Genomic DNA, 11,970 nt, shown 5'->3' with positions numbered 1-11,970 from the left:
GGCGGGTCTGGTCATCAAACCCTTTCGTTGCGGCCTCGTTCGCCGCCTGCAATGCCCCGGCTTCATCGCCGGAACGCTGCAACTGAGCAACATACGCAATCTGCTCCGCCGCCACGTTATGGAACTGGCGCGCCATCGCCGTCAGCCCCGACGTCGGGTCAGTGGTCAGCTTCCCGAAGGCTTCAGCGACCTTGTCCACCTCCACGCCGGATGCAGAAGAGAAACGCGCCACACTCTGGCTGATGGACGCAATCTGAGCCTCACCGCTTACCCCCGCCTTAACCAGTGCACTGAGTGACTCGCTGGTCTGGTTAAACGTCAGCCCTGCCGCCTGCCCGGCTCTGGACAGGACCAGCATACGATCTGCCGTCAGACCCGACTGATTACCGGAAAGGACCAGCGTTTTGTTGAAATCGGACAGGGTTGAGTTACCCTGATACCAGGCATACGCCAGCGCACCGGTCGCCACCGCCAGCGAGGTGGCCCCGACCATCGGCAGGGTGATCGCACCGGCAAGCCCCCGGAACATGGGGATCATCCCGCCGAAGGAGTCCTTAACCTGACCACCCTGTTGCAGCAGGATCAGCCACGGACTTTGCCCGCCTGCAAGCTGCGTGGCCACGTCAGTGAACTGCGCAGGCAGCATACGCATGGCAGCTTTATACTGCCCGACGGAAATCCCCGCTTTCTGTGCAGCCAGTGCCTGTCGGCTCAGCGACTGTTCAACGACTGCCGCTGTTTTTTTCGCATCAGTTTCCGTACCGGAAAAATGACGCCTGACTCTGGCCATCTGCTCGTCAAATCTGGCCGCATCCAGACTTAAATCAACGACCAGATCGCCTACCGGTTCAGCCATACCGGACTCCTCCTGCGATCCCTTCTGATACTGTCATCAGCATTACGTCATCCTCCGTCATGTCCGCCACATCCGGGGAAGCGGGGATAACTTCATTCCCGTCCGGGCCAAAACGAACGCCTCCGGCAAGCCCTGCCGCTTTCTGCATCAGCACATCATCTTCAGGCTCTTCGTCAGCCTCGCGCCGGTTCAGCAGACTGAAATCCAGCGGATGCATCTCCGGATCGCTGAAAAACAGGCTGAGCACGGTGTACGTCAGCCCGGAAAAGTGCATATCCAGCAGAACATCATGAAAATAATGGGTACTGTAAAAGCGGTGCCAGTCGGCATACTCCGTGGATGACATCCCGGCAAGCATGGCACGCCAGTCGGGTCGCCCCATCTCGCGCGCCAGTTTCAGGGCAAAACTCAGCTCACCATCGAACACTTTCCCGCAGAAACAGGCTCTGCAGGCCCGGCGTCCTCTGTCTTGTCAGGGGCATCATTCACCACAAACTCATACATTCCGGACAGCCGGTACACCACGTTTTCAGCATGAGAAATTGCCTCCGCGGGCCAGGTGGTAAGCACTTCCTGCTCAATCTGTTTAACGGCTTCATTCATGGAAGGCTGCTTTGTCTTCTGCGGATGGTTATGCCACAGGGACATCGCCACCACAAAAGCACCGGTTCTGATAAGGTCTGCCAAAGCAACCTGTTGGTTGCTGTCGGAGTCCGCCTGTTCTGCCTGTCGTTTCAGCAGGGCGAGATGCTCAATTCGCTGCAGGGCTGACAGTTCAGAAAGCGTGACGCTCACACCGTTATATTCAAATGATTCGGTTTTCAGGAACATCGCTGACTCTCCGGATTAACTGGCGGTGACGGTGATTTCTGCAACCGCAGCAAACTCACCATTACCGGATACGACCGGAATGTTGACCTTACCTGCAGCAACGCCATTCACGGTGATGGTCATACCACTGACCGACACGGTGGCTTTTGTTTTATCCGCTGACACCGCACGGAAGCTCTTGTCGGTTGCGCCTTCCGGCTGGAATGCCACGGTCAGCGTGGTGCTCTTCCCTTTCACTACGGAAGCGCTGGCTGGCGTCACGGTCATACCGGTTGCCGCTGTTACCGTGCTGCGATCTTCTGCCATCGACGGACGTCCCACATTGGTGACTTTCACCGTGCGGGTGATCACTTCCTTCGCCGTCACCGCCTTACCGATACTGCTGACCCAGCCACGGAACACATCGACCGTGCCGTTCGGGAAGCGGATTTTATAGGCACGGGTATCGCCTTCATTAAACCACGCCAGCAGCGCCTGCTGCCCCTGCTCTCCGGGCATCCACGCCAGCGTGAAGCTGGTATCTCCGGCAGATTTCTGCCCCTGCCCGGTCGCGGTCCAGTCCGCATCTTCATCATCGAGATAGCTGTCGTCATAGGACTCAGCGGTCAGTTCGCCGGGCGTCAGGTCTTTAACTTTTGCCAGACGCGACCAGTCAACGTCTGAAAGCGGGTTCGCATAAGGGTCACCGTTCCCCTTATAAACCCACAGTGTGGTCCCGGCACCTTTCACCGGCATTGTTGGATTTGGTACAGGCATAGCGTCCTCACATTTCATAGGTAATGACATAAGTCAGATCGGCTGAACTCCACAGGCCCGCATCATCATCGCGCCGGTAGTCATAACCGCTGGCCACCATACTGGTGATCAAATCTGACAGTGCCGGGATATCGCTCATCACCGGATAAATACGGGACTCCATCCACGAATCCAGCTCTGAATCCGGCACCTGAGCAGGCAGGAAAACTTCAATATGCAGCTCTGCCTGCCAGGTATCGCTGTCCAGCTCTTCGCCCGTGTATTCAGCGCCGGTGAGATAAACGGCAACTGCCGGAAAATCCGCCTCATCAAAAACAGCGGGGCGACCATCAAAAAGCGTCGCCCCGGTGTCATGCCTTTCCAGTGCATCCAGTACGGCTGCACGGAGTTCAGTATGTTTCATCGCTTTATTACCATTCTCAGTTGATGCTGCAGCGCATAGCCCAGCTCTTTCGGAAGACGTTCACGCCGTATCCGTTCAATATTCTGTTTAAACGCCGTGGTCAGCGGCACCGCCATCGGGATTTTCAACACATCAATGGGGTAACGGTTTTTCCCGGCCACACGCTGCATGACATGCCAGCGGCCATTTTTCAGTTGCTGAATAAACGCGCCGGGAATACGACGGTTTCCCACCACAAGCACGCTGCCGCCACCTTTCAGGGCTGAACGCTGCCCCTTTTTACGACGCCTGCGTCGGGACAGGACAATCCGCGCGTTACCCAGCTTTATTACGGGCAAATCCCCCCGGTTAACCTTGATTCTGGCCTGCGGATTTTTGACCGTGGCCCTTTTCAGCCTGGCCCTTTCCTTTACCAGTTTCCGGCGTACCTTTGTCTCACGGGCAACCTGTGACGCCGACTGCGATATCGCGGATGAAGCAACGCGGTTAATGGCCATTGCGGCGGCACCGGGCACCGCCGTTCTGCTGATACGGCTGAGGTTTTCAACGGCCTGCTCAAGACCTTTTATGGCCATACATCCCCCTTTCAGCGGCGACGGTTAACGGCAGGGGGCACACCCCGCCCCAGCCAGAGATGACAGCTTCCGCCATCATCCGGCGAAATCCGGTCTACCCAGAAGTTTTCCTCACCGATGCTCAGCGTGTCGCCGCGCCGCAGCTGCCGCACATCATCAGTCCGGACAAACAGGGACGGGCTGGAGCCTTCAACGCGCACGCCCTGTCCGGCATAGCTGATATTTTCAGGGTCATCAAAAACACCACGTATTACTGCGCCGGACTGCTCACCGGATGTAATGGTGGCTGACGTTCCCATGTACCCGCGTATCGTTTCATCGGCGCGGGCAATGGCGGCATCGAACAGGTTATCGAAATCAGCCACAGCGCCTCCCGTTATTGCATTCTGGCCAGGCCGCGCTCTGTCATTTCAGCTGCCACACCGGCAGAGACACGGAATGCCGTTCCCGGCAGCGCAAATGCCACAGGCTCATCCCGCGTGGCGTGAAGTGCATCAGTATGCAGCGTCACCAGTGCCACGACCGTGACCAGAGCAGCCGTATCAGTCACGGTATCCGGCTGTGCTGATACCACGTTATTTTCATACCCGGTCAGCGCATTTTCCGGGTTGACAGATGTGTCCTGACCGGCAGCGTCATCCGTGTCATCAAGCTCCTCTTCCAGCTCTGCCACACGGAGTGCCAGTTCTTCTTTCGTCCCCGTCAGGCTGACATCACGGTTCAGTTGCTCACCCAGCGAGCGGAGACGGGCAATCAGCTCATCTTTCGTCATGGACTCCTCCACAGAGAAACAATGGCCCCGAAGGGCCATGATTACGCCAGTTGTACGGACACGAACTCATCAGGGTCAGCCAGCAGCATCAGCGGTGCTGACTGAATCATGGTGAACTCACGCGCCGGATCGCCGGTGGTCACCCAGTTTTTCGGGTAGCGGGCAGAGGCGTTAATGCCTTCGCGCTGTGCGTCCGCATCCTGAATGCAGCCATAGGTGCGCAGACCGCGTGCATGAGTGTTACCCAGCACCATCGTGTTGTCCGGCAGGAAGTTCTTTTTGACGCCGTTTTCCACGTACTGTCCGGAATACACGACGATGGCCACATCGCCATACATTCCCTTATAAGACACCGCTTTGCCCAGGTCTTTTACCGCTGTCTCCAGTTCGGAATGAGAGCCGCGACGGGTATCCAGCTTCTCCCTGACGGCTTTGAAGGAACGGAACAGCGCCCAGCCTTTCGGATCAAACACGATGATATTCACCACACCGCTGGCGTTCAGCGCGTAGGCTTCGATATCGTCGGTCGGGTCATACGTGGACTTGTCACGCTTGCTCCACTCCGTGCCGCCGGACTGCGTGATGTTGTTCGCCGCACTGCGGCCCATATCCACCTCAACCGGATCGAAGGCTTCACCGGTCATGGTGTATTTGCCCTTGAGCACGGCAGAAACGGCCTGCATCTCTTCGACCTGAGCAATGGCCAGCTCTTCGTCTCGCATGTTCTGCATGATGATGCGACGGCGGCGGTAAGCCGGGTCCGCCAGATTCTGCGGATCTTCATCCGGCAGGCGACGCAGGGTCATCTGCGGATTCACCTCATGCTTGGGCTTGACATATCCCGGTGTAAATTCAGAGGTGGAGCCGCCACGGGAGCGGATAACCTCACCGGAAACAATCGGCGAAACGTACAGCGCCATGTTTACCAGTCCCGGAATTTGTGAGAGATAGACTTTCTCCGTGGTGAAGGGATAGCTCTCACGGAAAAAGAGACGCAGAAACAGTGGATCAAACTTAAATTTCTGCTCATTTGCCGCCAGCAGCTGGGCGGTTGTGTACATCGACATAAAAAAATCCCGTAAAAAAAGCCGCACATGCGGCCTTTAGTGATGAAGGGTCAGGTTAAACGATGCTGATTGCCGTTCCGGCAAACGCGGTCCGTTTTTTCGTCTCGTCGCTGGCAGCCTCCGGCCAGAGCACATCCTCATAACGGAACGTGCCGGACTTGTAGAACGTCAGTGTGGTGCTGGTCTGGTCAGCAGCAACCGCAAGAATGCCAACGGCAGCACCGTCGGTGGTGCCATCCCACGCAACCAGCTTACGGGTGGAGGTGTCCAGCATCAGCGGGGTCATTGCAGGCGCTTTCGCACTCAATCCGCCAGGCGCGGTTGCGGTATGAGCCGGGTCACTGTTGCCCAGCGGCTGGTAATGGGTAAAGGTTTCTTTGCTCGTCATAAACATCCCTTACACTGGTGTGTTCAGCAAATCGTTAACGGCATCAGATGCCGGGTTACCTGCAGCCAGCGGTGCCGGTGCCCCCTGCATCAGACGATCCAGCGCAGTGTCACTGCGCGCCTGTGCACTCTGTGGTGCTGCGGCCAGAATGCGGCGGGCCGTTTCCACGGTCATACCGGGGGTTTCGGCCAGCACGCGAGCCTGTTCTTCGCGTCCGTGAGCCTCCTCACAGTTGAGGATCCCCATAATGCGACTGTTTTCTGCCGCAACCGCTGCGGTGATCTGCGCGTTCACGTCCGGCTGCGCCGCGCTGGCGTTCTCGCCCTCCGTCGCTTGCACCACGCCAGTAACGTCAGCCTGCGAAGCAGTGGCTGAAACAGTTGTTGATTGAGTCTCTTTGGTCATTCGCCCTCCTGAGAGACGGGATTTACGTGCATCCAGTGCATCACGCATAACGGTGATCGCATCGGTGCTGTTGACAAGTTCATCAGCCAGTCCGGCATCAATGGCCTCCTGACCGCTGTACACTGCAGCCTCGGTATCCAGCACAGCCTGCACGGACAGGCCGGTATATGCCGACACCTTCTGCGCAAACATCTGGCGGGTTGCATCCATCCGGGACTGCAGTGTCTCCCGGACGTCATCCGGAAGATGGCTGTAGGGGTTGCCATCCACCTTATGGCTGCCGCTGTAAATCAGCGTGATTTCCACGCCCTGTTTCTCCAGCGCAGCACCGTAATTACTGTGAGCCATCATGACGCCGATGGAGCCTGTCCGGGCGGTCTGCGTGACCAGACGCCGGGAGGCGGCGCTGGCAAGCAGCTGCCCTGCACTGCAGTTCATGTCATTGGCCAGCGCCCATACCGGCTTTATGTCACGCACACGGGCGATGATGTCAGCGCAGTCAAATGCCCCTGCCACCATCCCGCCTGGCGTATCCATATCGAGCAGAATGCCGTCCACCATCGGGTCGCTGGCAGCCTGTTGCAGACGGGCGATAATGCCGTTGTAACCGGTCATCCCCGAATACGGCTGCAGCGCCCGCGTCCGGCTGACCAGCGTGCCGGACACCGGCAGCACGGCGATGCCGTTCATGACCTGATAACTGCGGGCCTGTCGTGGTCCGTCATCATCACCGGATAACGCCAGCGTCGCGGGTGCCTCCGGGGCAGTCAGGCTGTCACCGGACACCGCATCTGTCAGGCGGCTGATCCCAAGCTGGCCTGCAAGCGCACAAAAGAAAACCCGCGCATAGGCGGGTTCAAGCATCAGCGGCTCATTAAAGGCCATGCTGGCAATATGCGGGAGATTACGCAGCTCTGCTGTCACTCTTCTCCTCCTCTGTTGATTGTCGCAGTCCGGATTCAAATGCTGCAGCCGCCCAGGCGGGCGGTTTAAGACCGGCTGCACGGCGCTCCATCGTTTCACGGACCTGCTGGGCAAAAATTTCCTGATAGTCGTCACCGCGTTTTGCGCACTCTTTCTCGTAGGTACTCAGTCCGGCTTCTATCAGCATCACCGCTTCCTGAACTTCTTTCAGACCATCGATGGCCATACGACCGGAGCCTATCCAGTCGCAGTTCCCCCAGGCACTGCGGGCTTCCTGAAAACTGAAGCGCGCTTTTGAAGGTAACGTCACCACGCGGCGAACGATGGCCTCTTCCAGCCAGCACAGAAACATCTGGCTCGCCTGACGGGATGCGACGAATTTTCGCCGCCCCATAAAGTACGCCCACGACTCGTTCGCACTGGCCCGTGCCGTGGAGTAGCTCATCTGGGCGTAATTCCGGGAAAGCTGCTCATACGAGACACCCAGCCCGGCAGCGATATACCGCAACAGTGACTGCTCAAACACGGAGTAGCCGTTATCCGTGTCCTGAGCCGTCTGCAGGTTCAGTGAGTCCCCCGGCATCAGGTGAGGCACTTTTGCGCCTCCCAGCCGGACCGGTGCTGCGGCGTAATACGCGGCAATTTCACCAATCCAGCCGGTCAGCCTTTCCCGCTGCTCCTGACTGTTCGCGCCCAGAATAAAATCCATCGCTGACTGCGTATCCAGCTCACTCTCAATGGTGGCGGCATACATCGCCTTCACAATGGCGCTCTGCAGCTGCGTGTTCTGCAGCGTGTCGAGCATCTTCATCTGCTCCATCACGCTGTAAAACACATTTGCACCGCGGGTCTGCCCGTCCTCCACGGGTTCAAAAACGTGAATGAACGAGGCGCGCCCGCCGGGTAACTCACGGGGTATCCATGTCCATTTCTGCGGCATCCAGCCAGGATAGCCGTCCTCGCTGACGTAATATCCCAGCGCCGCACCGCTGTCATTAATCTGCACACCGGCACGGCAGTTCCGGCTGTCGCCGGTATTGTTCGGGTTGCTGATGCGCTTCGGGCTTACCATCCGGAACTGTGTCCGGAAAAGCCGCGACGGACTGGTATCCCAGGTGGCCTGAACGAACAGTTCACCGTTAAAGGCGTGCATGGCCACACCTTCCCGAATCATCATGGTAAACGTGCGTTTTCGCTCAACGTCAATGCAGCAGCAGTCATCCTCGGCAAACTCTTTCCATGCCGATTCAACCTCGCGGGAAAAGGCACGGGCTTCTTCCTCCCCGATGCCCAGATAGCGCCAGCTTGGGCGATGACTGAGTCGGAAAAAAGACCCGACGATATGATCCTGATGCAACTGGATGGCGTTGGCGGCATAGCCGTTATTGCGTACCAGATCGTCTGCGCGGGCATTGCCACGGGTAAAGTTGGGCAACAGGGCTGCATCCACACTTTCACCCGGTGGGTTCCACGCCCGCAACTGCCCACCAAATCCGCTGCCACCGCCGTGATAACCGGCATATTCACGCAGCGATGTCATGCCGTCCGGCCCCAGAAGGGTGGGAATGGTGGGCGTTTTCATACATAAAATCCTGCAGGTCCCCTGCGTCGCTGTGTCATGCCGGTCTGCACCTCCAGCTCCGCAATGTATTTTTTCAGGTCAGACACGGAAGTGGCCGTAAACTCCACTCGCCGTCCGTCTTTCTGTACCGTTGCCACCCGTTTACCTGTCATCAGGTCATGCAGTGCCGCACGGGCAGCGGCAAGTTCTTCCTGTCGCGTCATTCATCCTCTCCGGATAAGGCACGGGCGTAATCTGCCAGTGTTTTCTTGTTGGTTGCTGCACCATCCTCTTCCTGCAGGCTCGCCAGCAGTGCACTGAGATCCAGCTGCCAGCGGGAAATACTGATACGCAGCGCCGCCAGCGCATAAACGAAGCAGTCGAGCGCCTCATTGCGTCGCTTTTTGCTGTCCCACAGTATTTTTTTCCTGCCATCCACCCATTTTTCGACCTGCTCTTCAGCAGTCAGCTGCTGCGCTTCGGTCAGATCAAAAATATCCGGGTTATTCGGGAAGTGAACGGCACCGGGAAGCGGTTCATCCCCTTCCGGCGTCAGTGTGAAGCGGTTATAAATCTGCTCTTTCGCGGTATCCGTACCGATTTCGGTAAGGTAAACCCCGTTTTTGTTTCGCTTACGAGGCATGCTGGCCACCGGCTTACCGTAGACGGATGCCCCTTTAATGGGGATCACCCGGAACAGCCCATGCTTTTTCGAGCGTTCATACACAATGGTCGGGTCAATCCCGCCAATATCCCAGCAGATACGGGATATCGACATTTCTGCACCATTCCGGCGGGTATAGGTTTTATTGATGACCTCATCCACACGCAGCAGCGTCTGTTCATCGTCGTGGCGGCCCATAATAATCTGCCGATCAATCAGCCAGCTTTCCTCACCCGGCCCCCATCCCCATACGCGCATTTCGTAGCGATCCAGCTGGGAGTCGATACCGGCGGTCAGGTAAGCCACACGGTCAGGAACGGGCGCTGAATAATGCTCTTTCCGCTCTGCCATCACTTCAGCATCCGGACGTTCGCCAATTTTCGCCTCCCACGTCTCACCGAGCGTGGTGTTTACGAAGGTTTTACGTTTTCCCGTATCCCCTTTCGTTTTCATCCAGTCTTTGACAATCTGCACCCAGGTGGTGAACGGGCTGTACGCTGTCCAGATGTGAAAGGTCACACTGTCCGGCGGCTCAATCTCTTCACCGGATGACGAAAACCAGAGAATGCCATCACGGGTCCAGATCCCGGTCTTTTCGCAGATATAACGGGCATCAGTGAAGTCCAGCTCCTGCTGACGGATGACGCAGGCATTATGCTCGCAGAGATAAAACACGCTGGAGGGGTCATCCGGCGTCCATTTGAGGCCAAACGGCGTCTCTTTATCGCCAAATTTAAGGTACTGCTCCTCCCCGCAGTGCGGGCAGGCAACATGAAAACGCATAAAATGCGGGGATTCACTGGCTGCACGCTCAATCTGACAGGTGCCTCTCACTTTGGGCGTGGAGCCACGGATGGACTTTGGCCAGACCGAGCCTTCAATACGCTTATCGCCCAGGAACGTCGGAGAGCCTTCCTGTTCAATATCCTCATCAAAGGCAGCAAGTTCATCATAACCCGCCACATCCACCGACTTTTCACGGTAGTTTTTTGCCGCTTTACCGCCCAGGCACCAGAAGCCACGACCATTGGAAAAACGCTTCATGGTGAGCGTGTTATCCCGGTGCTTTTTGCCATACCACGGAGCCAGCGCCAGCAGCGACGGAATATCGCGGATGGTCGGCTCAACGTGGGTTTTCATAAAGTTCTCGGCATCACCATCCGTCGGCAACCAGATAAGGGTGTTGCGCTGCTTATGCTCTATGAAGTAGGCATAAACACCCAGCAGCATTTTGGAATAACCAACACGGGCAGACTTCACCACATTCACCTCGCGGACGTAGTCACTGCCCATCGCATTCATGATGGCCCGCTGAAAGGGCAGTGTTTCCCAGCGCCCTTCCTGGTATGCGGATTCTTTCGGGAGATAGTAATTGGCATCCGCCCATTCAACGGCGGTCTGTGGCTCCGGCCGGAACAGTGAGCGAAGCCCGGCGCGGACAAAATGCCGCAGCCTGTTAACCTGACTGTTCGATATATTCACTCAGCAACCCCGGTATCAGTTCATCCAGCGCGGCTGCTTTGTTCATGGCTTTGATGATATCCCGTTTCAGGAAATCAACATGTCGGTTTTCCAGTTCCGGAAAACGCCGCTGCACCGACAGGGGGATCCCGTCGAGAATACTGGCAATTTCACCTGCGATCCGCGACAGCACGAAAGTACAGAATGCGGTTTCCACCACTTCAGCGGAGTCTCTGGCATTTTTCAGCTCCTGTGCGTCGGCCTGCGCACGCGTAAGTCGATGGCGTTCGTACTCAATAGTCCCTGGCTGCAGATCTGTCTCGCTGGCCTGCCGCAGTTCTTCAACCTCCCGGCGCAGCTTTTCGTTCTCAATTTCAGCATCCCTTTCGGCATACCATTTTATGACGGCGGCAGAGTCATAAAGCACCTCATTACCCTTCCCGCCACCTCGCAGAACGGGCATTCCCTGCTCCTGCCAGTTCTGAATGGTACGGATGCTCGCACCGAAAATGTCAGCCAGCTGCTTTTTGTTGACTTCCATTGTTCATTCCACGGACAAAAACAGAGAAAGGAAACGACAGAGGCCCAAAAGTTCGTTTTCAGCACCTGTCGTTTCCTTTCTTTTCAGGGGGTATTTTAAATAAAAACATTAAGTTACGACGAAGAAGAACGGAAACGCCTTAAACCGGAAAATTTTCATAAATAGCGAAAACCCGCGAGGTCGCCGCCCCGTAACCTGTCGGATCGCCGGAAAGGACCCGCAAAATGATAATAATTATCATCTGCATGTCACAACGTGCATCTACGCCATCAAACCACGTCAAATAATCAATTATGACGCAGGTATCGTATTAATTGATCTGCATCAACTTAACGTAAAAACAACTTCAGACAATACAAATCATCGACACTGAATACAGGGCAACCTCATGTCAACGAAGAACAGAACCCGCAGAACAACAACCCGCAACATCCGCTTTCCTAACCAAATGATTGAACAAATTAACATCGCTCTTGTTCAAAAAGGGTCCGGGAATTTCTCAGCCTGGGTCATTGAAGCCTGCCGCCGGAGACTGTGCTCAGAAAAAAGAGTTTCGCCTGAAGCAAACAAAGAAAAGAGTGACATTACTGAATTGCTCAGAAAACAGGTCAGACCAGATTGAAGCAATTTAGATAATCGTGCAGACTACGCCCCCTCATATCACATGGAAGGTACTACAATGGCTCAGGTTGCCATTTTTAAACAAATATTCGATAAAGTGCGAAATAATTTAAACTATCACTGGTTTTATTCTGAACTAAAACGT

The 11,970-nt window shown here is 56.1% G+C and carries 16 protein-coding genes and 1 pseudogene; 2 read left to right on the top strand and 15 right to left on the bottom strand.

What is annotated here, in order from left to right:
• The 15 genes from ACJHWT_RS24675 to ACJHWT_RS24605 form a co-directional block, all read right to left on the bottom strand.
• Positions 1-856, bottom strand: an 856-nt coding sequence (locus ACJHWT_RS24675; protein ID WP_410232372.1) for a phage tail length tape measure family protein, incomplete at its 3' end; no start/stop codon positions are given.
• A complete protein-coding gene (locus ACJHWT_RS24670) occupies positions 849-1,283 on the bottom strand; it encodes a phage tail assembly protein T (protein ID WP_000459480.1) in 435 nt (144 codons plus the stop codon). The genes ACJHWT_RS24670 and ACJHWT_RS24675, both read right to left, overlap by 8 nt.
• Positions 1,265-1,687 carry a phage tail assembly chaperone G gene (gene gpG / locus ACJHWT_RS24665; RefSeq protein WP_129944563.1) on the bottom strand — a complete coding sequence of 141 codons (423 nt, stop codon included), beginning with the start codon at positions 1,685-1,687 and terminating at the stop codon, positions 1,265-1,267. Before gpG ends, ACJHWT_RS24670 begins: the two co-directional genes overlap by 19 nt.
• A 15-nt stretch (positions 1,688-1,702) precedes the next feature.
• Positions 1,703-2,443 carry a phage tail protein gene (locus ACJHWT_RS24660; RefSeq protein WP_032358763.1) on the bottom strand — a complete coding sequence of 247 codons (741 nt, stop codon included), beginning with the start codon at positions 2,441-2,443 and terminating at the stop codon, positions 1,703-1,705.
• A gap of 7 nt (positions 2,444-2,450) precedes the next feature.
• Entirely contained in the window at positions 2,451-2,846 is a 396-nt protein-coding gene (locus ACJHWT_RS24655; RefSeq protein ID WP_332152588.1) for a phage minor tail U family protein, read from the bottom strand.
• Complete coding sequence (locus ACJHWT_RS24650) at positions 2,843-3,421, bottom strand: phage tail protein (protein ID WP_175101793.1); 579 nt, start codon at positions 3,419-3,421, stop codon at positions 2,843-2,845. The genes ACJHWT_RS24655 and ACJHWT_RS24650 overlap by 4 nt, the downstream gene beginning before the upstream one ends.
• Before the next feature lie 11 nt (positions 3,422-3,432).
• Entirely contained in the window at positions 3,433-3,786 is a 354-nt protein-coding gene (locus ACJHWT_RS24645; protein ID WP_332152598.1) for a head-tail joining protein, read from the bottom strand.
• An 11-nt stretch (positions 3,787-3,797) separates the two neighbouring features.
• Complete coding sequence (locus tag ACJHWT_RS24640; protein WP_072282339.1) at positions 3,798-4,193, bottom strand: DNA-packaging protein FI; 396 nt, start codon at positions 4,191-4,193, stop codon at positions 3,798-3,800.
• A gap of 41 nt (positions 4,194-4,234) precedes the next feature.
• Positions 4,235-5,260, bottom strand: a complete 1,026-nt coding sequence (locus ACJHWT_RS24635) for a major capsid protein (RefSeq protein WP_000063261.1) — start codon at positions 5,258-5,260, stop codon at positions 4,235-4,237.
• A 55-nt stretch (positions 5,261-5,315) separates the two neighbouring features.
• Positions 5,316-5,648 (bottom strand): head decoration protein, encoded by a 333-nt coding sequence (locus ACJHWT_RS24630; protein ID WP_001299443.1) that lies wholly within the window; start codon positions 5,646-5,648, stop codon positions 5,316-5,318.
• Positions 5,649-5,657: 9 nt separating this feature from the next.
• Entirely contained in the window at positions 5,658-6,977 is a 1,320-nt protein-coding gene (locus ACJHWT_RS24625; RefSeq protein WP_032249349.1) for a S49 family peptidase, read from the bottom strand.
• Complete coding sequence (locus tag ACJHWT_RS24620; RefSeq protein WP_320760999.1) at positions 6,958-8,559, bottom strand: phage portal protein; 1,602 nt, start codon at positions 8,557-8,559, stop codon at positions 6,958-6,960. Before ACJHWT_RS24620 ends, ACJHWT_RS24625 begins: the two co-directional genes overlap by 20 nt.
• Positions 8,556-8,762, bottom strand: coding sequence for a phage head-tail joining protein (locus ACJHWT_RS24615; RefSeq protein WP_000198149.1), 207 nt, complete (start codon positions 8,760-8,762; stop codon positions 8,556-8,558). Before ACJHWT_RS24615 ends, ACJHWT_RS24620 begins: the two co-directional genes overlap by 4 nt.
• Positions 8,759-10,684, bottom strand: a complete 1,926-nt coding sequence (locus ACJHWT_RS24610) for a phage terminase large subunit family protein (protein ID WP_410232371.1) — start codon at positions 10,682-10,684, stop codon at positions 8,759-8,761. The genes ACJHWT_RS24615 and ACJHWT_RS24610 overlap by 4 nt, the downstream gene beginning before the upstream one ends.
• The gene (locus tag ACJHWT_RS24605; RefSeq protein ID WP_000453587.1) at positions 10,659-11,204 is read right to left on the bottom strand and encodes a DNA-packaging protein; all 546 of its coding nucleotides are present in this window, start codon (positions 11,202-11,204) and stop codon (positions 10,659-10,661) included. Before ACJHWT_RS24605 ends, ACJHWT_RS24610 begins: the two co-directional genes overlap by 26 nt.
• Positions 11,205-11,592: 388 nt before the next feature.
• On the opposite strand from ACJHWT_RS24605, the gene ACJHWT_RS24600 reads away from it, so the two are divergent.
• Positions 11,593-11,826, top strand: a complete 234-nt coding sequence (locus ACJHWT_RS24600) for a YlcI/YnfO family protein (RefSeq protein WP_001331705.1) — start codon at positions 11,593-11,595, stop codon at positions 11,824-11,826.
• Between the two features lie 57 nt (positions 11,827-11,883).
• Positions 11,884-11,970 (top strand): annotated as a pseudogene (locus ACJHWT_RS24595) (hypothetical protein); the annotation flags it as partial.

Source organism: Escherichia sp. WS338 (assembly GCF_046486405.1).
Lineage (GTDB): Bacteria > Pseudomonadota > Gammaproteobacteria > Enterobacterales > Enterobacteriaceae > Escherichia > Escherichia coli.
Note: the sequence above shows the minus strand (reverse complement) of the source record. Positions and strands in the feature narration are given on the sequence as shown.

Bases quoted from the DNA above. Each gene is read 5' to 3' on its own strand.
- gpG (WP_129944563.1), bottom strand. From the start codon at position 1,687: ATGTTCCTGAAAACCGAATCATTTGAATATAACGGTGTGAGCGTCACG.
- ACJHWT_RS24660 (WP_032358763.1), bottom strand. From the start codon at position 2,443: ATGCCTGTACCAAATCCAACAATGCCGGTGAAAGGTGCCGGGACCACA.
- ACJHWT_RS24655 (WP_332152588.1), bottom strand. From the start codon at position 2,846: ATGAAACATACTGAACTCCGTGCAGCCGTACTGGATGCACTGGAAAGG.
- ACJHWT_RS24650 (WP_175101793.1), bottom strand. From the start codon at position 3,421: ATGGCCATAAAAGGTCTTGAGCAGGCCGTTGAAAACCTCAGCCGTATC.
- ACJHWT_RS24640 (WP_072282339.1), bottom strand. From the start codon at position 4,193: ATGACGAAAGATGAGCTGATTGCCCGTCTCCGCTCGCTGGGTGAGCAA.
- ACJHWT_RS24635 (WP_000063261.1), bottom strand. From the start codon at position 5,260: ATGTCGATGTACACAACCGCCCAGCTGCTGGCGGCAAATGAGCAGAAA.
- ACJHWT_RS24630 (WP_001299443.1), bottom strand. From the start codon at position 5,648: ATGACGAGCAAAGAAACCTTTACCCATTACCAGCCGCTGGGCAACAGT.
- ACJHWT_RS24620 (WP_320760999.1), bottom strand. From the start codon at position 8,559: ATGAAAACGCCCACCATTCCCACCCTTCTGGGGCCGGACGGCATGACA.
- ACJHWT_RS24615 (WP_000198149.1), bottom strand. From the start codon at position 8,762: ATGACGCGACAGGAAGAACTTGCCGCTGCCCGTGCGGCACTGCATGAC.
- ACJHWT_RS24605 (WP_000453587.1), bottom strand. From the start codon at position 11,204: ATGGAAGTCAACAAAAAGCAGCTGGCTGACATTTTCGGTGCGAGCATC.
- ACJHWT_RS24600 (WP_001331705.1), top strand. From the start codon at position 11,593: ATGTCAACGAAGAACAGAACCCGCAGAACAACAACCCGCAACATCCGC.